Source organism: Myxococcus xanthus, assembly GCF_006402735.1.
Classification (GTDB): Bacteria; Myxococcota; Myxococcia; order Myxococcales; family Myxococcaceae; genus Myxococcus; species Myxococcus xanthus_A.
Map to the genome: position 1 here is coordinate 2593601 of NZ_CP017174.1, position 20927 is coordinate 2614527.

Consider the following 20927-nt stretch of genomic DNA (forward strand, 5'->3'; position numbering starts at 1 on the left):
CCGGCGGCCGGGCCCCGTGGCACGCGCGCGCCGTGTCTATACTCCGCGCCCATCATGAAGAAGGACTCGCTCAAGGCTCGCCTGCGTCGCACGTTGCGGTGGGACCTCTGGATGACGCTGGGCCCCGCGCTCGTCATCGTCAGCATCGCGTTCGCCGTCACGTTCTACTTCGTCAAACCCGCGCCGCCGAAGAAGCTCGTCATCGCCGCGGCCGGGGACGAGGGCGGCTTCCGGTACTTCGCGCGCAAGTATCAGGAGATTCTCGCGAAGCACGGCGTCACGGTGGAGATTCGTCCCACGGACGGCTCGCTCACCAGCATCAAACTGCTGGAGGACGAGCACTCGGGCGTGGACGTGGCTTTCGTCCAGAGCGGGACGTCCGACGCCACCAAGGCGCCGCGCGTCGTGTCCCTGGGAAGCCTGTCCTACGTGCCGTTGTGGGTCTTCTACCGGGGGCCCAGCATCGACGACCTGAACGCCCTGCAGGGCAAGCGCATCGTCGTGGGCCCCGAGGAGAGTGGCACGCGCGCCCTGTCCATGAAGTTGCTGGAGGCCAACGGCGTGGGCGCCGCGCCCACGGAGCTCTTGAGCCTGGGGCGCGACGAGGCCATCGAGCAGCTCAAGCAGGGCAAGGTCGATGCTGTCTTCATCGTGTCCCCAGCGGAGTCACCGCCCGTCCAACGGCTCGCGCGGGTGCCGGACATCAATCTCCTCAGCTTCTCGCGGGGCGAGGCCTACGTGCGCCGCTACCCCTATCTGTCCCGGCACGTGCTGCCGCGAGGCGTGCTCGACCTGGCCGCGGACGTGCCGGACCATGACGTGGTGATGTTGGCGCCCACCGCGAACCTGGTCGCCACCGATGCGCTCCACCCGGCGCTGGCCTACCTCTTGATGCGCGCGGCCAGCGAGGTCCACGGCAAGGCCGGCATCCTGGACCGCACAGGCGAATTCCCGGCGGCGCTCGAGGCGGGCTTTCCGTTCAGCAGCGAGGCGCGCCGCTACTACGAGTCCGGCGTTCCGCTCCTGCACCGCTATCTGCCGTTCTGGGCCGCCAGCCTGGTGGACCGGCTCTGGGTGATGTTGGTGCCCTTCATCGCCGTCCTGGTGCCCCTGGGCCGGGTGGCGCCGGCGCTGTACCAGTGGCGCGTGCGCTCGCGCATCTTCCGCTGGTACGCGCGGCTGAAGGAAATCGAGCTCCAGCTCGAGGAGGGTCCTGGCCGGGAGATGCTGGAGGAGATGCTGCGGCGGCTCGACGAGGCCGAGCGCGAGGTGAACCGCATCCCCATGCCCCTGGCCTACGCGGAAAACCTCTACTTCTTCCGGGAGCACGTCGACGTCGTCCGCCGCCGCCTCACCCGGCGCATCGCCGAGTCCGGCGAGCCCTCGTCCGAGGTGCTCACGGCCCAGGAGAAGACCGCGTAGCCGCCGCGGCCACAGGGCGCTTCCGGGGCCCGCTCGGAAGCGCCACGAGGCCGTGTGTCAGTGCGCGAGCGCGTGCAGCAGGTTGACGTAGCTGTCGGACCAGACGCGCCGGTCCTTCAGCTCGGGTGGCGTGTCCACCGGCTGGAAGGGCAGCTCCTGGGTGAGGCGGGCCACGACGTCGCTGTTGGCGCTCATGGCGAACCAGACGCTGGGTGAGCGGCCCGACGCCAGCTCCTCGGCGGTGAGGCGCTCCGTCTGATTCACGAGCCCTTGGATCCGCAGCTCCGTGCTCAAGCGGGTCAGCACGGGGACCAGGTCGAAGAGCCGGCTGGAGACGTGGAACAGCAGGAGCCCCTCCGGCGCGAGCTTCCGGAGATAGAGGCTCAGCGCCTCCCGGGTCAGCAGGTGCGTGGGGACGAAGTCGCTGGAGAACGCATCGAGGACGATGACGTCGTACCCGTCGTCCTCGGCTTCCTCCATGCGAAGGCGCGCGTCCCCCGCGAGGACACGGAGCTCCGCCTGGCTGGAGCCGAGCATGCTGAAGTGCTGGCGCGCGAGCCGCTCCACCTCCGGGTCCAGTTCGTAGAAGTCCCAACGCTCGCCGGGGCGGCCATACGCGGCGAGGCTGCCGATGCCGAGCCCCACGACGGCCACGCGCTCACGCACAATCCGTTCCGAGGCCAGCACCCGGCCCACCGCGGAGCCGCGGTGGTAGTAGGAGAGGGGCTCTCCTCGCTCGTCCGGGTGGAGGTTCTCCACGCCGTGGACGGTGCTTCCGTGCTGGAACAGCCTCAGGCCCTCCGCGTCCTTGACCGTGTAGAGGCCGTAGAAGGTGCGCGAGCCTTCGATGCGCCCGCGCGCGAGCATCCACCCGGAGAGCACCAGGACCGCGACGACGAACAGGGCGGCTCCGCTCGATACGTAAGGCGCCAGCTTCGGGACGGGCAGCCCCTGGCCCCGGCGCATCATGTCCCGCGCCGCCAGTCCTCCCAGCAGGAGCAGGCCGGTGATGCCGTGGTCCAGGTACGGGAGCGCCAGCGAGCCCAGCGTCAGGGGAACGACCAGGGCCAGCAGCAACGTGCCCACCAGACCGCCCAGCGAGACGTGCAGATAGAACGAACCCAGCAGGCGCGGGTCCGACGGGCGGCACCACACGAGGTTGCCATGCATCAGCAGGCAGCCCACCCAAAGCACCGCGCTGTGCAGCACCAGGGACGGGAGCGACGTCTGCGCGCGTGCCAGCGCGAAGAGCGCCGCGCCCGCCGCGACGGCGAGGCTTCCCAGCGCGAGCCGGTTCAATCCGGTGGGCGTGGGGGGCCGCTTCGAGAAGCAGACGATGAGCGTGAGCAGGTACAGCGAGAGGGGGAGGATCCACAGCAGCGGGATGGAGGCATCCAGCGTGAGGACGTTGGTGACCGCGAGCAGCAGCGCATTGGCGCTCGCGGACAGCAGCAGCCAGGTGATGCGTGAGGCGCGCGGCGCGCGGGGCACCGGCTCGGTCCGGGCCGCTGGCTCGGACGTCGTGCTCCCACCGGCAAGCGCCGGCCGCACGCGTTGGATGCAGAGCAGCGCGAAGACGACGAACGCGCCGTAGCCCGCGTACCAGACAGCCAACTGCTCCTGGAGGTCGAGCGACGGCTCCACCAGGAAGGGGAAGGTGAGCAGCGCCGTGAGTGCGCCCGCGTTGGACGTCCCGTAGAGGAAGAACGGGTCACCCCGGGAGGGATGCTCCGTGCGGGTGAACCAGCCCTGGGCGACGACGCTCGTCGTCGAAAGGGCGAGGAACGGCAGCCCCAGCGACAGCGTCAGCGTGAGCAGGATGGCCGCCACGGGATGCAATTCGAAGAGGTGCAGCCGGAACGGGAAGACGACGACCGCCAGCAGCACGAAGCCCAGGTGGGCCCAGCGGTAGCGGCCCTGGTGCGCGGCCACCGCGACGCGGCTCGAGTAGAAGTAACCGAGCATCAGCACCGCCTGGTAGAACACCAGGCACGTCGTCCAGATGGCCGCGCTGCTTCCGTACGAGGGCAGCAGCAGCCGCGCGAGGATGAGCTCCACCTGGAAGAGCAGGAAGGAGCCGAGGAAGACCCAGAGGTGGAACAGCGTCCCTGTGAAGGCGTGGGTCGAGGGCTTCGGGGCGGGAAGGTCGGTCGTCATCCTGGGAGCAACTCGCGAAGGCCCATACGCAGCGTGTGTGTGTGGCCGTGTGGGCGGAGCATCGCTCCAGGCGGCCCGAAAAAAAACGCAGGGGTGGCCTCAAGGTTTTCGGCGCCGTGCGTTTTGAATTTCGAAGTGGGGATGGGGAGGAAGCAAGCCCGGGGGGGCTGTTGCTTCCAGAGGGGGAGGGCGCGCCGGAGTCGGGCCGCGCAGTCATTGGGAGCACGTCGAGGGGGCGTGCTCCCAATGTTTTTTCTGGAGCTCTCGTCTGAGTGGCTCACGCGGCGGGGAGTGCGTCGGGGGGCGCGCTCCCCGCTGTGTTTTTTCAGGGGACTGCTTCGGCCGGGCCCGGTTTCCCGGGCCTCGGCTGTGCCCACCGGACTACTCGGCGTTGGACGAGGGCATGACCTTGATGGGCTGCCCGTCGTCGCCCGTCACCGTCGTACCTTCGGTCTTCTGCTGCGCCGCCGTGGGCGTACCCACCGCGAAGCTGAACACCCTGGACAGGTGCGTGCCCCGGAAATCACCCGTGACGGTGACGACGAGGTGAGACTGCCCTTCACCTGGAGTGAAGCTCACGTCGAACTCGGACACGGCATCCTGGGTGAAGTTGCCACCCGACACGGGGGTGGTGGCGCTCTTCACTTCCAGGCCGTCCACGCCGGAGAGGCTGACCTTGACGTCGGTCGCCGGCGCATCGAAGCGCAGGGAGACGCGGGCCTGGTTCTCACCCAGCTTCGCGTCCACCTTCACCGGCGCGCCGACCTTCGTGGTGTCCGAGCTGTCGCTGGGCGTGGGGTTCGACTTCGACGGGGAGGTGCAGGCCATCTGCGCCGTGAGCGCGAGGAGGCTGGACAGGGCTGCGATTGCCTTGAGGTTCATGTGCGCTCCGGACTCACTGGCTGGTGATGGAGAGGGTGGGGAAGGGACGGTAGTTGCCGGCCGTCTCATTGAAGCCGTACACGACGACGACGTACCGCGCGTCCGCCTGGGTCGGGATGCTGACCGTCTCCGTACCGGTGTAGCCGATGTCGGACTCCGCCAGGCTCCGGCCCTGCCCGTAGACTTCGATGCCGACGTCCTCCGTCGCGTGGTTCGCGCTGATGGTCATGTTCCGGCCCGTGCCGGTGAAGACGTAGTACTGGTTCTGCTCGCGCTTGTTGTAGTCGCGCCCGCCCACCAGCGGCACTTCGGTGGTGTACGGGATGCCCGGCACGTTGGTGTAGATGGCGCGCAACTGCGTGTCCCCATCACCGAAGTCCGAGCTGATGGACCCGATGTTGTAGTGGGCCAGCAGCAGGTACACGTCCGCGGTGCTGACGCCGGGCTGGGCGATGAATCCGTTGATGAACGAGCCGACGGTGGTCAGCGCGGGCGTCGACTTCTGCGGGCCCACGAGCACGTCGTAGAAGATGCCCAGGTTGTACGACACCATGTCGTACGATTCGTTGGTGCCGGAGTCGAACAAGTCATAGAGCAGCCGGAAGACGCTCATCTCGGAGAAGGCGCCCTTCTTCGGGTCGTCGGGGCGGGCCGTGGGCTCGCTCTCCGCGTCGAAGCCGAAGGCGACCAGCGTCGAGGCGTCCCAGTATGTGTCGGCGTAGATGGGCTCCGGCAGCAAGATGCTGGCGAGCGCGTTGCCGTAGCCCTCGCCGAAGGCGAGGCGCGGGTCCAGGATGTCACCGCTGGAGTGCGGACCGCCCGGGCTGTCCGCTCGCGACAGGTTGGCCTCGAAGTAGTGCCCCCACTCGTGGACGATGACGTGGGCGTCGAACTCGTCGGTGTCCACGCCGTCCCGGCCGAGCACGTAGATTTCGTTCTCCGTGAAGGAGAAGTGCGACGTGCCGATGCGGCCCTGCGGCTTGCTGCCCGGCTGGGGCATGTTGTTCGGGCTCCAGTTCACCTTCAGCAGCGGGAAGTTGACCGGTCGCACGTCCATGAAAGCCCGCGACGCGGTGTACATGCTGTCGAGGATGGCGAAGGGCGCCGCGGTGCGCCGGCTGGCCGTGTAGTTGGTGCCCGCCCAGCCGTGGCTCGCGTGCAAGTCCTTGGTCGTCACCGTCGCGGTGATGTTGTCACCCACCGCCCAGATGGCGTTGTTGTCGGTGTTGTCCTCAATCTGGATTTCCGGCTCGGTCGACTTGGCGAGCGCGACCACCGACAGCGCCCCGCTGCCGGAAGGGGTGTACGTGAGCGTGTAGCGCCCCTGCTGGTCCGTCGTTCCATCGACGAGCACCCGCGTGCCCTGCCGCACCTGGACCACGGCGTTGCGCACGGGCCGCTTGGAGGACTGGGCGAAGTCCAGGGTCCCCCGCCGCGTGGAGGGCGAGTAGACGGCCGGGACGAAGTCGTACGTCACCGTGCCGCTCAGGGTGACGGGCTCTCCGGTGCCGCCGCCTCCATCACCGTCGTCATCACCGGGACACGCAGTTGTCAGCACCAGGGTGAATGCGAGCGCCAGCACCTTGCGGGTGAGGTCTCGGGTCGGCTTGCGAGTCACGTCCATTCCGTTCTCTCCCCCTTGCCTCTCGCGCATTCGAGGGCAGGCGGGGCATTGTCGACAAGTCCGCAGCCAACTTCAAACGTACATCGGCCGCGGACCTGTCGTACCGGGCGTCAACTCAGGGGAGCGGCCCGTCGACCAGGCGGAGCACGTCCGCCAGCACGCCAGCCGCTGTCACCGCCGCGCCCGCGCCGTAGCCGCGAATCACCAGCGGAGTGGGGCTGTAGCGCTCCGAAGTGAAGCTGAGCGCGTTCTCTCCGCCCTTCACCGCCGCCAGCGGGTGCGTCAGGGGCACCGGCACCAGCCCGACGAAGCAACCGTCCTCCGTGACGCTGCCCACGTAGCGTAGCACCTTGCCCTCCGCGCGGAGTGCCTCCACGCGGCGCTGGAAGGCGGCGTCCACCTGGGGGAGTCGGGCGAGGAAATCATCCAGCGGCCCGGTGGCGTCGAAGTCCGACGGCAGCAGGGAGTCCAGCGTCACCTGCTCCAACTCCACGTGGCGGCCCAGCTCGCGGGCGAGGATGAGCACCTTGCGCGCCACGTCGGTGCCGTGGAGGTCGTCGCGCGGGTCGGGTTCGGTGAAGCGCTTCTCCATGGCGGTGCCCACCGCCTGCGACAAGGGGACGCCTTCCTCCGTCAGGCCCAGGATGAATGACAGCGAGCCGGAGAGGATGCCTTCCACGCGCAGCACCCGGTCTCCCGTGCGCAGCATGTTCTTCAGCGTGTCGATGACGGGCAGCGCCGCGCCCACGTTCGTCTCGTAGAGGAAGCGGCGTTGGTGACGGGAGGCCGTCTCGCGCAGCTTGCGGTAGTGGCTCCACTGGCCTGCGTTGGCCTTCTTGTTGGCGGTGACGACGTGGAGCCCCGCCTCCATCAGCGACGGGTAGGCGAGCGCGATGTCCTCGCTGCTGGTGCAGTCCACGAAGACGGGCCGGCCCGGCCGCTTCGCGCGGGCCCAGTCGCGGAAGGCGTCCAGGGGCGCGCCGTCGCTGCTGGCCGACAGCCGCTGCTTCCAGTCCTCCAGGGGAAGTCCCTCGCTCGCCGTCACGACGCGCTTGCTGTTGGCGATGACGCAGACGCGCAGGTCCACGCCGTGGGCGCGCAGCTTGGGCGCCTGCTGGTGGACCTGCTTGAGCAGCTCGCCGCCCACGCTGCCCACGCCGGCCAGCAGCAGCTCCACGACTTCCGTGGTGCCGAAGCACCGACCGTGGACATGGGCCAGGGCGCGGGGGCCGTCCGTCTCCGCGATGACCGCGGAGATGCTGCGCTCGCTGGAACCCTGCGCGATGGCGGCGATGCTGCAACCCACGTCCGCCAGCGCGCTGAAGAAGGTGCCTGCCACGCCCACGCGGTGGCGCATGCCATCACCGACGATGCTGAGCACGGCGAGCCCGCGCTGCTGCTCGATGGTGTCCACCTTGCCCGCCGCGCGCTCCATCTCGAACGCGACTTCCAGGGACTGCACGGCGCGCTCCGCGTCCGCCTGCTGGACGCAGAAGCTGATGGAGCATTCGCTGGAGCCTTGGGTGATGAGCACCACGGAGATGTTGGCGTGGGCCATGGACTCGAAGACGCGGGCGGCGGTGCCCGGAACGCCCTTGAGTCCCGCGCCCGCCAGGTTCACCAGGGCGATGCCGGGAAGGAAGGAGAGGCCGCGCACCGGGTGCTCGGGCGGCGCGGCGTCGTCGGTGACGCGGGTGCCCGGGTGGTCGGGGCGGAAGCTGTTGCAGACACGCACGGGGATGCCACGCTCGCGCGCGGGCGCAATCGTCTTGGGGTGGAGCACCTTGGCGCCGAAGTAGGCCAGCTCCATGGCCTCCTCGAAGCTCACCTCGGGCAGCGGGAAGGCTTCTGGCACCAGCCGCGGGTCGGCGCTGAAGATGCCGTCCACGTCCGTCCAGATCTCCAGCAGCTCCGCGTCCAGCGCCGCCGCCGCCAGCGCCGCCGAATAATCCGAGCCACCCCGGCCCAGGCACATCGTCTTGCCCCGGGCGTCACCGCCGAAGAAGCCCGGCATCAGCATCAACCCGGGACCGCTGGCCTCGCGCAGCGGCGTGAAGCGCGCCCGGCTCTCCTCCTGGAGCGGTGTGGCCTGGAGCGGGTCCCCCGCGCAGAGGATGACGTCCCGTGGCTCCACGGCGTGCGGCTCCAGTCCGCGTGCGTGCATCAGCGCGCCCAGGATCAGGCACGAGGCGCGCTCGCCCAGGCCGGACAGGTGCGCGAGCACGGAGGGCGAACATTCCCGCAGCAGCCCCACGCCCTGCAGCAGCCCGCGCAGCTCCGAGGTCAGCGTGGAAAGTCCCTCTTCCAGCGAGCGCAGCCGTGTCTCCCCCAGCTCCGCCGCCAACTCGCGGATGATGCCGCGGTGGACGTCCTCGAAGCGGCCGTGGAGCGACTCCACCGGCTGACCTTCCTGGGCCGCGCGGGCCGCGTCCACCAGGAGGTTGGTGATGCCGGAGACGGCCGAGGCGACCATCATCACCCGCGTCTCCTTGCGCGCCGCCGCGGCCAGGTCCGCCACGCCGCGCATCCGCTCGGCGTTGCCCACGCTCGTCCCCCCGAATTTCATCACCCTCATGAGCGCACCTCCGCGTGGAAGGCAGCGAGGCGGGACGGCGGGTTCGGCGGCGTCGACTGCGGGGAGGGCTGCATGTCGGGGCTCCTGCGGCATGTGAAAACAAAAAAGCCCCGCGCCGGAGAGCGCGGGGCCGAGCTGGAAACCAAGGTGGTTCCGTCGCTAGACCACCCGCGCCCGGCGGGGAGTCGTCGTGGTCGTCGTCGTGGTGGTGGTCAGCACGGTCGTCAGGACACCCGCGCGGGCGAGGAACGTCGTTCCCTCGCGCTGCACATGCTGGCCGTTGACGCCGTTCATGAAGGGAAGGCTGGCCGAACTTGCCGCGGTAAGTCAAGCAAGGGACCCGGCAGGTCCATGCATGACGGGGACGGGCTCGCGGAGGTCAACGCGAGCCCTCCCCAGCGTTCAGCTTGCCAGGCGCATGACCACCTGGGTGAGGCCGTAGACCACCACCGCGGTCAGCGCCGCGGCGGGGATGGTGAACACCCAGGCCCAGATGATGCGGCCGGCGACGCCCCACTTCACCGCGCGCCAGCCCCGGGTGGCGCCCACGCCGACGATGGCGCCGGTGATGGTGTGCGTGGTGGACACGGGGATGCCCAGGTGGGCCAGCGCGATGATGGTGACGCCGCCGCCCGTCTCCGCGGCGAAGCCGCCGATGGGCGCCAACTTGGTGAGGCTGTGGCCCATGGTGCGGACGATGCGCCAGCCGCCGAAGAAGGTCCCCAGGGCGATGGCCGCGTGGCAGGAGATGATCATCCACCAGTCGATGTGGAACGGCCGGTCCTTCCAGATGGTGCCGAAGAGCACCACGGCGATGATGCCCATCACCTTCTGCGCGTCATTGGTGCCGTGGCTGTAGGAGAAGATGGCGGACGACACGAGCTGCAGCCGGCGGAACCACGAGTCCACCTTCAGCGGCGTCTGGCGGTGCACCGTCCACGTGCTCAACACCATCAGCCCGATGCCCAGCGTCATGCCGATGAGCGGCGACAGCACGATGAAGGCGGCGATCTTCGCGATGCCCGAGCCCACCAGGCCCGCGAAGCCGAGCACCGGCAGCGTGGCGCCAATCATGCCTCCGGCCAGCGCGTGCGACGACGAGGAGGGCAGGCCCCACCACCACGTCAGCAGGTTCCAGACGATGGCGCCCATGAGGGCGGAGAAGATGACGGCGAGCACCGCGCTGGGGCCCTGAGCCCGGAGCATCTCGAAGTTGATGATGCCCTTGCCCATGGTGTTGGCCACGTGGACGCCCCCGCCAAAGGCCGCCACGAAGTTGAAGAAGGCGGCCCAGGCCACGGCCAGGTTGGGGGAGAGCACTCGGGTGGAGACCACGGTGGCGATGGAGTTCGCCGCGTCGTGGAATCCATTGATGAAATCGAAGATGAGTGCGACCGCGACAATGAGGATGACGGCGGCGAGTAGCATTTAGCTGTGCTCCAGCACCACGCCTTCGATGACGTTCGCCACCGACTGGCACTTGTCGGTGGCGGTCTCAATGAAGTCGTAAATCTCCTTCCACTTGATGATGAGCAGCGTGTCCGCGCCGCTCTTGAAGAGCCGGCCGACACCCGCGCGCAGGGCCTCATCCGCCTGCGACTCCAGGCGCTTGATTTCCTTGCACCCGGCCAGGATCTGCTCCGGCTTCTTGATGAGCCGCAGCGCGGCCACCACTTCCTGCACCTTCTGCGTGGACAGCACCAGCAGGCGCGCCAGCTCCGTGGCGTCCGGCAGGCTGGCCGGGATTTCGTAGTAGTGCAGGCGGGCGGCGGCGGCGTTGGTCAAATCCAACACGTCGTCGATGCGGGAGAGCAGGGTGTGAATCTGCCCCCGGTCGAACGGGGTGATGAACTGCTGGTGCAGACGGTTGAAGGCGGTGTGGGTGACTTCGTCCCCACGGTGCTCCGCGTCCTTGAGTGCCTGGACCCGCGGTGCGACGTCGCGGTAGTCACTGAGCAACTCGTAGAGCATCTTCGCGCCTTCGACGGTGACGGCACATTGCGCATCGAAGTCGTCGAAGAACTCGTCCGACTTCGGCATCAGCTTCTCGAGCATCCGTCCCTCCAAGTCGCCTGGGGGCAGGCGACGCCGTTCTTGAGGGCGGTTGACATGTCTGTCACGCACCCTTGGCGCGCCCGTGACTACCCTATGTGGAGAGAATCTCCAGCCTTCCTTTCTGCTTGCCTGTGGCTCCCACCCTCGCTAGGGCGCGCCCGCTGGGGGCAGAGGGGGGAGCCAGGGCTTGCCGGCTTGCTCGTGACCCGGCCGCTCAGACGGCGATGACAATCTTCCCGAAGTGGGCGCCGGACTTCATGTAGCGCAGGGCCTCGCGCGCCTGCTCAAAGGGGAAGCTCCGGTCGATGACGGGCTTGAGGCGGTGCTGGGTGAGGAGCCGGTTCATGTCCTCGAACATGGCGCGGCTGCCCACGTAAGTCCGCTGGACGTCGAGCTTCTTTGGCTCCACCAGGGCGGGGTCCGGCCTGGCGAAGCCGCCGCTGAGCATGCCGATGAGGGAGATGTGGCCCCCGGGCTTCGTGGCCCGGACGGAGCGGGGGAAGGTCTCCTCGCCGGCCACCTCCAGGACGTGGTCCACGCCCTGGCCGTCCGTGAGCGCCAGCGCCTGCTCCTCCCAGTCCGGGTGCTTCTTGTAGTTGATGGTGCCATCCGCACCCAGCCTCCGGGCGTGCTCCAGCTTCGCGTCCTGGCTGGAGGTGATGAGGACGCGCGCCCCCAGCGCCTTGGCCAACTGGAGCGCGAAGACGGACACGCCGCCGGTGCCCTGCGCCAGCACCGTCTGGCCCGGCTGGAGCCGCCCTTCGGCGACCAGCGCGTTCCAGGCGGTGACGGCGGCGCACGGGAGGGTGGCGCCTTCCTCGAAGGACAGGTGGTCCGGGAGGAGGACGAGCCCCTCCGCGTCCACGACGACGTACTCCGCGAGCACGCCATCCACGCTGCCACCCAGGGCGTTCCGCGTCTTCTCCGGGGAGGGCGGGCCGTCCGTCCATGTCTGAAAGAAGGTGGGGGCCACGCGGTCACCCGGCGTCACACGTGAGACGCCGGGGCCCACGGCCACGACTTCTCCCGCGCCGTCCGACACGGGGATGAGGGAGGCAGGGCGCGGTCCGGGATAGCGGCCCAGGGCGATGTAGAGGTCCCGGTAGTTGAGGGACACCGCGCGGATCCGGACCAGCGCCTGGCCGTGGCCCGGCGTGGGCTCCGGCCGCTCCACCTGCACCCAGGCGTCGGCGCTCCCTGTCTGCTGCAGTTCGTAGGCTTTCATGCGGGCATGACTATCCACGGATCGTCAGGGCGGCCAGACAACCATGCGGGAAGGGCTCGCTGGCTGGGTGGATTTGCCCGGAGTGAAATGGTTCGCTGTGGGCGCCTGCCCGGTGGCCAGGGAAGAGGGGCGGCAAAGGGGTGGGCAGGGGCGGAAAACCCGGCTACATGCTGGTGGCAGGGGAGCGGCCCGCCGAACGGGACGCTCCGGCTGCTGCCCCGGGTTCTCGCATGATGCCGACTCATCCCATGCCGCTGTCTGTCGCGCCGATGATGGACTGGACGGACCGCAACTGCCGGTACTTCCATCGCCAACTCAGCCGCCACACGCTGCTGTACACGGAGATGGTCACCACGGGCGCCATCCTGCATGGCGACCGGGAGCGGCTGCTGGGCTACGACGCCGCGGAGCACCCGGTGGCGCTTCAGCTTGGCGGTTCGGAGCCGGCGGCGCTCGCCGAGTCGGCCCGCATTGGCGAGCAGTGGGGGTACGACGAAATCAACCTCAACGTGGGGTGCCCGAGCGACCGCGTCCAGTCGGGCCGCTTCGGCGCGTGCCTGATGGCGGAGCCGGACCTGGTGGCTCGGCTGGTGGGGGCGATGCGAGAGGCGGTGAGCATCCCGGTGACGGTGAAGTCGCGCATCGCCATTGACGAACTGGAGGAGTGGCCGACGCTGGAGGGCTTCATCCGGACCGTGTCGGCGGCGGGGTGCACCCGCTTCATCGTGCACGCGCGCAAGGCGTGGCTCCAGGGGCTGAGCCCCAAGGAGAACCGCGACGTGCCGCCGCTGCGCTACGACCTGGTCCACCGGCTCAAGGCGGAGTTCCCGCACCTGGACATCAGCATCAACGGCGGCATCAAGACGCTGGACGCCGCCGAGGAGCAGCTGCGCCATGTGGACGGGGTGATGATGGGCCGCGCTCCGTACGAGAACCCGTACCTGCTGGCCGAGGCCGACCGCCGTTTCTTCGGCGCCACCACGCCGGTGCCGCAGCGGCATGACGTCGTCGAGGCCATGCTGCCGTACATCGAGAAGGCCATGCTGCGCGGCGCTCCGCTGGGCGCCATCACCCGGCACATGCTGGGGCTCTTCCAGGGACTCCCGGGGGCGCGCGCGTGGCGCAGGCACCTGAGTGAGAATGCCCACAAGCAGGGCTCGGGGCCGGAGGTCGTCGTGGCGGCGCTGGCGAAGGTGCGGCGCGAACCCGAAGCCGACGTCGCGGCCTGACGGGGGAGCCTCACCCCGACACCAGAGGGAACCGCAGGCTCGAGCCGCTTCCTTTCGGCCCGGCATGCGATTCCCTCTGGCCCACCGCCGCGCTCGGCGTGGTCCGCTCCCTCGTGAAGCATCCCGCCACCACCGTGGTCCCCAAGCACCGCTCCAAGTCGGCGCTCTCACGGGGTGTCAGGCATTGCTTCGGCGCACGGCCCCACTTGCGAGCACCCCGCCCCTCCGGGTGCATCAGGCCCGGAATCAGCACCCGCGGCCGGAGCCGCGGTGTGCATGGCGATTCTTGTCGCATGCCGTGGCCGCGAAGGGCCCGTCATGGTTTGCGCATGGTTCCTTCACGAAGCGCGTCCAGCAGCGCGGGCGGGTCGCCCTCGCGGAAGGCGGAGAGTCCCGCCTCGAAGTCCGCGCGCGCACCGTCCACGTCACCTTGCCGCTCACGCAACACGCCGCGCGCGTGCAGCAGCTCCGGGTCCACCTCGTCGCCCGTCTGGGACGCGAGCGCCTCGGTGAGGTCTTTCGCCGCGTCGTCCAGCCGCCCCAAGCGGGCCCGAGCGGCGGCGCGTTGCTGGAGCAGCCACGGGTTGCCCGGGGCCTCCTCAATCGCGAGCGTCCAGTCCCGCTCCGCCGCTTCAACCCGGCCCAGCGCCTCCAATGCTTCGGCGCGCTTCATGTGCAGCACCAGGGCCTTGCGGTAGCCCGCCGCGACGAGCGCGTCGAAGTCCGCCACCGCGTCTTCATGGCGGCCCAGGCGCGACAGGCACAATGCACGGTGCAGCCGGCTGGTGAGGTGGCCGGGGGCCAGCGCCAGCACGCGCTCGTACCACTCCAGCGCCTCGGCGGGGACGCCGCCCCAGATGGCCAGCGTCTGCGCCAATTCCAGCAGCACGCGCGCCTGGCGGGGATGGGCCTCCGCCAACGCCCGTGCGAGCGCGAGGGCGGACGTGTACCGCCCGCTTCGTCGCAGGCGGTCCACCTCCCGCAGCTGGGCGGCCAGCTCCGGGGGACAGGCTTCGCGGCCGTTGCGCTCCACCGCCGGTGTCTCAGCCGTTCTGGGGGAAGGCACGCGTCGCCGCGTCGTAGTCCGCCCACCAGCCCTGGAGCACCTTCATGTCGGTGGCGCGCGGCTCGTCGCCGGGGCCCGCCATGTCCAGGTACGCGTGCAGCAGCGGCCGGAAGTAGGGGTGCGCGCAGCGGTCGATGATGTCCTGGGCGCGGCGCTTCGGCGAGCGGATGTCCATGTTGAGCGCGTAGCCCTGCTCGGTGACGACGCACTTGATGTCGTGCTCGGTGTGGTCGATGTGCCGCACGTACGGCATGACACAGCTCACCGTGCGGCCATCCCGCAGCTTTCGCGTGGACGGCGTGTGGACGATGCTCAGGTACGCATTGCGGAAGAAGTCACCCGAGCCGCCCAGTCCATTGACGATGCGCGAGCCGTCGATGTGCGTGGAGTTGACGTGCCCGTAGATGTCCACCTCGATGGGGGTGTTCATCGCGATGACGAAGAGGCGGGAGATGATTTCGGGGCTGTTGGACAGCCACATGGGGCGCAGCACCAGCCGGTCCTTGCTCCGCTCGAACATGTCGAGGAAGCGCTGGCGGCCCTCGGAGGAGAAGGACACCGCGGTGGCGGACGCGTATTCGAACTTCGCGTCGTCCTCCACGTAGCGCAGCATTCCGTCCTGGAAGACCTCGGTCCAGAAGCGGATTTTCTGGAAGGGCGAGTCGTAGAGCTGGCCGATGATGGCGTTGGCCACGTTGCCCACGCCGGACTGGATGGGCGGCAGGCGCTTGCCCCATTGGTACTGCTCGCGGCAGCGCATCAGGAAGTCGATGACGTGCTCCGCGATGCGCTTGGCGGTGTCATCCGCCGCCTTGAAGGGCACCGGGTGGTCGGGCGTGCGGGACTCCACTACCGCCACCACCTTGCTCACGTCGAACTCCACGTAGGGGTTGCCGATGCGGTCCCTCACGTTCACCAGCGGCAGCGGCCAGCCCACGTGCGGATGGACGGCGGGCAGCACGATGTCGTGGAAACCCGTGTAGTCCGGCCCGGAGGTGTTGACCTCGAGCACGATCTTCTTCGCGCGGGCGAGCGCCTCCGCGCTGATTCCCACCGACGACGTGAGGACGACGCTGCCATTCTTCCGGATGCGCGACACCTCGACGATGGCCACGTCGATGTCGCCATAGAAGCCGTACATCAGGTTGCGCGCGAAGGCGGACAGGTGGACGTCCGTGAAGTCCATCTCCCCGGCGTGGATGCGGCGCCGCGAGGCAGGCGAGGACATGTACGGACCGCGCTTGGCGATGAAGGGCGCCATGGGGCCCTCCACGTCCTCGGACAGGGACGCGCCCGACAGCAGGGTGATGCGGGCGTCCGGTGCCGTCTGGGAGAAGTGCCAGGCAAGCGCCGGCAGGAACGTCTTCGGCTCACCCGACTTGGTGAAGCCGCTGATGGCCACGGTGTTGCCGTGGACGACGTGCTTCACCGCCTCTTCGACGGGGACGACCTTCGCCAGCAACTCGGCGTTCTCGATGCGGTCCTTCAGCGTGCTCGTCACGGTCATTCCTGGAGGGTGAATGCTGTGGTGGGAGGGGCGCTCGCGCGCGCCACATGGGTGTAACACACCGCGTTTTTTCCCGTGGCCACGGTGTTGGCCGGGAACAGATGAGCAGGCATGCATGTTGGTGCGCCCGCGATTCCGTCCCCCGGTTCGCGGCGGGATGCCGTTAGGCTCCGCCCCTCTTCAGCCCCTTTCGTCGGGAGACATCCTCTACATGCGTAAGCTCTTCTTCGCTGGCGCGGGCATGGCCGTACTCGTGTCCGCCGGCTGTGCGACGACCTCGCAGGAGTCCCAGAACATGGCCACCGCGCCTCAGACGACCGCCCCCGCCGCGCCGGCTGCTCCGGAGCAGGCCAACCCGCTGCTCGCGAAGTGGACGGGCGCCCATGGCGGCGTGCCGCCGTTCGACCAGGTGAAGGTGGAGCTCTTCAAGCCAGCGCTCGAGGCCGCGATGGGGCGGACGCGCGGCGAGCTGGCGGCCATCGCCAACGACACCTCGGCGCCCACGTTCGAGAACACCATCGTCGCGCTGGAGTCCGCCGGCAAGACGCAGGGTGACGTGGAGACGCTCTACGGCATCTGGAGCTCGTCCATGAGCGGGCCGGAGTTCCAGGCGCTGGAGCGGGAGATGGCGCCGAAGCTGGCCGCCTTCGACGACGAAATCTTCCAGAACGAGGCGCTCTTCCGCCGCATCGAGGCGGTGTACCAGTCGCCCGACAAGTCGAAGCTGACGCCCGAGCAGCAGCGGCTCACCTGGCTGCACTACACGCGCTTCGTCCGCTCCGGCGCGAAGCTGGACGCGGCGGCCAAGCAGAAGCTGGCGGCCATCAACCAGCGGCTGGCGTCGCTCTACACGTCCTTCAGTCAGAACGTGCTCGCGGACGAGGAGGGCTACACCGTCGTCCTGGAGTCCGAGGCGGACCTGGCGGGCCTGCCGGACTCCGTGCGCGCGGGCGCCGCCGCCGCGGCCGAGTCGCGCGGTGAGAAGGGCAAGTGGATCATCACCAACACGCGCTCCTCCATGGAGCCGTTCCTGACGTACTCGTCGCGGCGCGACCTGCGCGAGAAGGTCTGGCGCAACTACGTCAACCGCGGTGACAACGGCGACGCGCGCGACAATAACGTCATCATCGCCGAAGTCCTGAAGCTGCGCGCCGAGCGCGCCACGCTGCTGGGCTACAAGACGCACGCGCACTGGCGGCTGGAGAACGCCATGGCCCGCACGCCCGAGCGCGCCATGGAGCTGATGGAGGCCGTCTGGAAGCCCGCGGTGGCCCGCGTCCACGAAGAGGTCGCGGACATGCAGCGCGTGGCCAACAAGGAGGGCGCGAAGCTCAAGATCGAGCCCTGGGACTACCGCTACTACGCGGAGAAGGTCCGCAAGGCGAAGTACGACCTGGACCAGAACGAGGTGAAGCCCTACCTCCAGATGGAGAAGCTGCGCGAGGGCATGTTCTGGGTGGCCGGCGAGCTGTTCGGCTTCTCCTTCACGCAGGTGAACGACGTGCCTGTGTTCCACCCCGACGTGCGCGTCTGGGAGGTGAAGGACCAGGCCAGCGGGCGTCACGTGGGCCTGTGGTACTTCGACCCATACGCGCGCAAGGGCAAGCGCTCCGGCGCGTGGATGAACGCGTACCGCAGCCAGGAGCGGTTCCGGGGTGAAGTCACCACCATCGTCTCCAACAACTCCAACTTCGTGAAGGGCCAACCCGGCGAGCCCGTCCTCATCAGCTGGGAGGATGCCTCCACGCTGTTCCACGAGTTCGGCCACGCGCTGCACGGCCTCAGCTCCAACGTGACGTATCCGTCGCTGGCCGGTACGGCGGTGGCGCGCGACTACGTGGAGTTCCCCTCGCAGCTGCTGGAGCACTGGCTGTCCACGCCCGAGGTGCTGAACACCTACGCGCTGCACTACCAGACGGGGAAGCCCATTCCCCAGGCGCTGGTGGACCGCATCGAGAAGGCCGCTACCTTCAACCAGGGGTTCGGGACGGTGGAGTACCTGTCCAGCGCACTGGTGGACATGAAGCTGCACCTGGCGGGGTCAACGCCCATCGACGCGGACGCCTTCGAGCGCGACACGCTCAACGCGCTGGGCATGCCGAAGGAAATCGTCATGCGGCACCGCACGCCGCAGTTCGGCCACGTCTTCGCGGGTGACGGGTACTCGGCGGGCTACTACAGCTACCTGTGGTCGGACACGCTGACGGCGGACGCCTACGAGCGCTTCACCGAAGGCAAGGGCGCCTACGACAAGGACGTGGCCGCGCTCCTGCGCAAGCACGTCTTCTCCGTGGGCAACACGCTGGACCCGGCCGACGCGTACCGCGCCTTCCGGGGCCGTGAGGCGGGCATCCAGGCGCTGATGCGCAAGCGCGGCTTCCCCGTGCCCGCCGCGCAGGTCGCGCCGAAGAAGGCCGCGAAGTAGTCGCCCGGTGACGGGCCCGGGCTACCCCTCCAGCGGGAAGAAGTGGCTGAAGGGGCCCGGGCCCTTGCCCAGGGGCAGGGGGTGCTCCAGCGCGGCGGTGACGTAGTCCTTCGCGCGCCGGGTGGCCTCCAGCGGCGTCTGTCCCAGCGCCAGGTGCGCGGCGATGGCCGCCGACAGCGTGCAGCCGGTGCCGTGGGTGTTGCGCGTGTCCACCGCGCGCAGGTGCAGCGTCTCCATGCGCTCGCCGTCGAACCAGACGTCGGTGCCGCGCAGCGCGCCCGTCATGCCGCCGCCCTTCACCAGCACCGCCTGGGGGCCGAGCCGGTGGATGCGGCGCGCGGCCTCCTGCATGTCCTCCAACGTCTCCAGCTTCATGCCGGCGAGCAGCTCCGCCTCGTGCCGGTTGGGCGTGGCCACCGTGGCCAGGGGCAGCAGCAGCTCCTTGAGCGCGCCCACGGCCGCGTCGTCGATGAGGCGCGCGCCGGCGCGGGACACCATGACGGGGTCCACCACCAGCGGGCCCAGGCCCAGCGCGCGCAGGCGCCGCGCCACCGTGGTGATGATGGCCGGATTGACGAGCATGCCCGTCTTCACCGCGCCCGCGCCGATGTCGGAGGCCACGGCGTCGATTTGCGCGGCGACGGCCTCGGGGGGCATCACGTCCACGCGGGTGACGCCCTGCGTGTTCTGCGCGGTGATGGCCGTCAGGGCGCTGGTGCCGTGAACGCGGTGGAAGGCGAAGGTGCTCAGGTCGGCCTGGATGCCGGCGCCGCCGCCGCTGTCGGAGCCGGCGATGGTGAGCGCGGTGGCCACGGGCTTCGAAGTCTCCATGGCCGCCATGGTGCGGGAGCGGGCGCTCCGCCGCCAGTGCTTCCCGCGCTCACGGGTCCAGGAAGGCGTGTTTCACCGCGTCCAGCAGCGGGTCCCTGTGGCCGTTCGTCGGCTGAAGGAAGTGCCCCTGGCTGATGGTCCAGATGATGGCGCCGCCCAGGTTCTTCTCGCGCGCGTACTGGCCCTTGACGGCGATGGAGCGCGGGTCCTCGTAGGAGACGTAGTTGCAGAGCCCCGGGCCGTGGCCGGTGGGGAACGACAGGTAGGGAACCTTGGCCACGTCGTCCCAGCGGCTGCCGTCCGCACGGTAATAGTGCGTCATGATGTTGGTGTAGCTCATGAAGTTGTCACTCTGGCCCTCGAAGACACCCTCACGGCCATCCAGGGGCGTGTTCGGCTCCGTCACGCCGCCCCAGCACGTCCCGAAGAAGCCGATGCCCACGCCCAGCCGTCCCGCGGGCACGCCCGCGTCCAGGTAGCCCTCCACGGAGTGCGAGACGGAGGTGGGGTGGAGCTGCGAGTGGCCGTAGAGCGGACTGGAGTGCCAGCTCTCCCAGCCGCCCCAGTGGCCGCTCATCTTGTAGGACATGATGTTGAGCTGGTCCACGCGCGACGCCAGCTGCTTCATGAAGTCAGCGCGATGACGGCTCATGTTGAAGTTGGAGTTCAGCCAGTCCACCGGCACCGTGAGGATGATGTTCGGCCGCGCGGCGCGCAGGCCCTCTAGCAGTGCGAGCAGGGGCTCTCCGTCATCGGGCGCCATGGGCGCGCCTTCCGGGATGTCCGCGGCCAGGATGATGGGCTCCCAGTCCACGTCGATGCCGTCGTAGCCCAGCTCGTCCATGAGCTGGATGATGTTGCGGATGAAGTGCGCACGCTGGGCCGGGGACGCCGCGCGCACGAAGTTCTCATGCTCGCCGAAGCCGCCGAGCATCAGCAGCGCCTTGCGCCCTTGCTGGTGCGCGCGCGTCGCCAGGGCCTTGGCCATGGCGCGGCCGTGGCTGTCGTCGATGTTGGCGTCGAAGTTCGCGTTGAGGGTGCCGTTGGGGTTCGGCTTGACGCGGCCCACGACGAGGTGGGTGATGCCCGCCAGGTCCACCGCGTCCACCGGCTGCATCCACAGCTGGTAGCCCACGAAGTAGCCCGTCACCCATTCGGTGGGCTCGCCCCCGGCGCGGGGCTGGATGGTGTTGGCGACCGCGAAGGGGCCTTCCCCCTTCTCGTTGGTGGCCGCCACGGTGATGCGGTACGGCACGCCGTTGACCAGCCCGGGGATGACGGCGCTCGCGGCCGGCGCGTCCACCGTCACGGAGACGCCCCCAGGCTCCGCCGTCAGCCGGTATTGGTGCAGCGGCCGGCCACCGTAGCTGGCCGGAGCCAGCCAGCTCACGAAGGCGTGGCCGTTGCCCGGCGTGGCCCGGGCGCCACGGGGCTGGCCCGGGACGGTGGGGTTGGAGATGGAGAGGCCGGGCTGCGGCGTGACCAGCTCCGACTGCACGGAGGCGGGACCTTCCCCGTTGATGTTCACCGCCGCGACCTTGAAGGTGTACGCGAAGCCGTTGTGGAGGCCGCGCACGGTGGCCTGGAACTCGTCCGACGTGACGATGGCGCCGCCACAGGCGGGCTCACATCGCACGATGTAGTACATGACCGGGTGGCCGCCGTCGCTCGTGGGCGGCAGCCACGTCACCAAGGCCTCGGCATCGGCCGCCTGGGCCGTGGCCGCACCTGGGGCCCCTGGAAGACCCGGGTCCTCCGCACCTCCACCGGTGCAGCCAGCCAGTGTCCCCAGCACCAGGCCAAGCCAGAGCTGTCTCCACACCGTGGACGGCTTCTTCACTGCACACCCCCTGCGACGATCCGCGTCATCTACACGACTTGTGTTTCGCGGTGAAGGTGGAAAATGGTTGCAATGCTGTAAATCTGTAA

At 69.1% G+C, this 20927-nt stretch carries 15 protein-coding genes; 3 read left to right on the forward strand and 12 right to left on the reverse strand.

Annotation, left to right across the window (positions count from 1 at the left end; all coding sequences use genetic code 11):
- Positions 1-54 precede the first annotated feature (54 nt).
- Positions 55-1422 carry a TAXI family TRAP transporter solute-binding subunit gene (locus BHS09_RS11035; RefSeq protein WP_140797840.1) on the forward strand — a complete coding sequence of 456 codons (1368 nt, stop codon included), beginning with the start codon at positions 55-57 and terminating at the stop codon, positions 1420-1422.
- A gap of 57 nt (positions 1423-1479) precedes the next feature.
- On the opposite strand, the gene BHS09_RS11040 is transcribed toward BHS09_RS11035, so the two are convergent.
- The 8 genes from BHS09_RS11040 to BHS09_RS11070 form a co-directional block, all read right to left on the reverse strand.
- A complete protein-coding gene (locus BHS09_RS11040; RefSeq protein ID WP_140797841.1) occupies positions 1480-3579 on the reverse strand; it encodes a spermidine synthase in 2100 nt (699 codons plus the stop codon).
- A gap of 381 nt (positions 3580-3960) precedes the next feature.
- Positions 3961-4461 carry a hypothetical protein gene (locus tag BHS09_RS11045; protein ID WP_140797842.1) on the reverse strand — a complete coding sequence of 167 codons (501 nt, stop codon included), beginning with the start codon at positions 4459-4461 and terminating at the stop codon, positions 3961-3963.
- Between the two features lie 13 nt (positions 4462-4474).
- Positions 4475-6085, reverse strand: a complete 1611-nt coding sequence (locus BHS09_RS11050; protein ID WP_237080309.1) for a hypothetical protein — start codon at positions 6083-6085, stop codon at positions 4475-4477.
- Positions 6086-6200: 115 nt separating this feature from the next.
- A complete protein-coding gene (gene thrA, locus BHS09_RS11055) occupies positions 6201-8660 on the reverse strand; it encodes a bifunctional aspartate kinase/homoserine dehydrogenase I (protein WP_140797844.1) in 2460 nt (819 codons plus the stop codon).
- A gap of 159 nt (positions 8661-8819) precedes the next feature.
- Positions 8820-8954, reverse strand: coding sequence for a hypothetical protein (locus BHS09_RS39900; RefSeq protein WP_257792139.1), 135 nt, complete (start codon positions 8952-8954; stop codon positions 8820-8822).
- 108 nt (positions 8955-9062) lie between these two features.
- Positions 9063-10088 carry an inorganic phosphate transporter gene (locus BHS09_RS11060; protein WP_140789526.1) on the reverse strand — a complete coding sequence of 342 codons (1026 nt, stop codon included), beginning with the start codon at positions 10086-10088 and terminating at the stop codon, positions 9063-9065.
- Positions 10089-10715 (reverse strand): DUF47 domain-containing protein, encoded by a 627-nt coding sequence (locus BHS09_RS11065; RefSeq protein WP_140789528.1) that lies wholly within the window; start codon positions 10713-10715, stop codon positions 10089-10091.
- Between the two features lie 214 nt (positions 10716-10929).
- A complete protein-coding gene (locus BHS09_RS11070; RefSeq protein WP_140797845.1) occupies positions 10930-11940 on the reverse strand; it encodes a zinc-dependent alcohol dehydrogenase family protein in 1011 nt (336 codons plus the stop codon).
- Between the two features lie 230 nt (positions 11941-12170).
- Between BHS09_RS11070 and dusA the strand changes: the two genes are divergently transcribed.
- Positions 12171-13169 carry a tRNA dihydrouridine(20/20a) synthase DusA gene (gene dusA / locus BHS09_RS11075; protein WP_140797846.1) on the forward strand — a complete coding sequence of 333 codons (999 nt, stop codon included), beginning with the start codon at positions 12171-12173 and terminating at the stop codon, positions 13167-13169.
- A gap of 316 nt (positions 13170-13485) precedes the next feature.
- Here the strand turns inward: dusA and BHS09_RS11080 are convergent, their stop codons facing one another.
- Both BHS09_RS11080 and BHS09_RS11085 read right to left on the reverse strand, forming a co-directional pair.
- Positions 13486-14202, reverse strand: coding sequence for a tetratricopeptide repeat protein (locus BHS09_RS11080; protein WP_140800653.1), 717 nt, complete (start codon positions 14200-14202; stop codon positions 13486-13488).
- 10 nt (positions 14203-14212) lie between these two features.
- Positions 14213-15742 (reverse strand): acetyl-CoA hydrolase/transferase C-terminal domain-containing protein, encoded by a 1530-nt coding sequence (locus tag BHS09_RS11085; protein ID WP_140789532.1) that lies wholly within the window; start codon positions 15740-15742, stop codon positions 14213-14215.
- A 211-nt stretch (positions 15743-15953) separates the two neighbouring features.
- Here BHS09_RS11085 and BHS09_RS11090 point away from each other — a divergent pair, with 211 nt between their 5' ends.
- Positions 15954-18167: a M3 family metallopeptidase gene (locus BHS09_RS11090; protein WP_140797847.1), complete on the forward strand. Its 2214-nt coding sequence runs from the start codon at positions 15954-15956 to the stop codon at positions 18165-18167.
- Between the two features lie 21 nt (positions 18168-18188).
- Here the strand turns inward: BHS09_RS11090 and thiD are convergent, their stop codons facing one another.
- Positions 18189-19007, reverse strand: coding sequence for a bifunctional hydroxymethylpyrimidine kinase/phosphomethylpyrimidine kinase (thiD, locus tag BHS09_RS11095; RefSeq protein ID WP_140789535.1), 819 nt, complete (start codon positions 19005-19007; stop codon positions 18189-18191).
- Between the two features lie 40 nt (positions 19008-19047).
- Positions 19048-20838, reverse strand: coding sequence for a glycosyl hydrolase family 18 protein (locus tag BHS09_RS11100; RefSeq protein ID WP_140797848.1), 1791 nt, complete (start codon positions 20836-20838; stop codon positions 19048-19050).
- Positions 20839-20927: the final 89 nt, after the last annotated feature.

Bases quoted from the DNA above. Each gene is read 5' to 3' on its own strand.
- BHS09_RS11035 (WP_140797840.1), top strand. From the start codon at position 55: ATGAAGAAGGACTCGCTCAAGGCTCGCCTGCGTCGCACGTTGCGGTGG.
- BHS09_RS11040 (WP_140797841.1), bottom strand. From the start codon at position 3,579: ATGACGACCGACCTTCCCGCCCCGAAGCCCTCGACCCACGCCTTCACA.
- BHS09_RS11045 (WP_140797842.1), bottom strand. From the start codon at position 4,461: ATGAACCTCAAGGCAATCGCAGCCCTGTCCAGCCTCCTCGCGCTCACG.
- BHS09_RS11050 (WP_237080309.1), bottom strand. From the start codon at position 6,085: ATGGACGTGACTCGCAAGCCGACCCGAGACCTCACCCGCAAGGTGCTG.
- thrA (WP_140797844.1), bottom strand. From the start codon at position 8,660: ATGAGGGTGATGAAATTCGGGGGGACGAGCGTGGGCAACGCCGAGCGG.
- BHS09_RS39900 (WP_257792139.1), bottom strand. From the start codon at position 8,954: ATGAACGGCGTCAACGGCCAGCATGTGCAGCGCGAGGGAACGACGTTC.
- BHS09_RS11060 (WP_140789526.1), bottom strand. From the start codon at position 10,088: ATGCTACTCGCCGCCGTCATCCTCATTGTCGCGGTCGCACTCATCTTC.
- BHS09_RS11065 (WP_140789528.1), bottom strand. From the start codon at position 10,715: ATGCTCGAGAAGCTGATGCCGAAGTCGGACGAGTTCTTCGACGACTTC.
- BHS09_RS11070 (WP_140797845.1), bottom strand. From the start codon at position 11,940: ATGAAAGCCTACGAACTGCAGCAGACAGGGAGCGCCGACGCCTGGGTG.
- dusA (WP_140797846.1), top strand. From the start codon at position 12,171: ATGATGCCGACTCATCCCATGCCGCTGTCTGTCGCGCCGATGATGGAC.
- BHS09_RS11085 (WP_140789532.1), bottom strand. From the start codon at position 15,742: ATGACCGTGACGAGCACGCTGAAGGACCGCATCGAGAACGCCGAGTTG.
- BHS09_RS11090 (WP_140797847.1), top strand. From the start codon at position 15,954: ATGCGTAAGCTCTTCTTCGCTGGCGCGGGCATGGCCGTACTCGTGTCC.
- thiD (WP_140789535.1), bottom strand. From the start codon at position 19,007: ATGGCGGCCATGGAGACTTCGAAGCCCGTGGCCACCGCGCTCACCATC.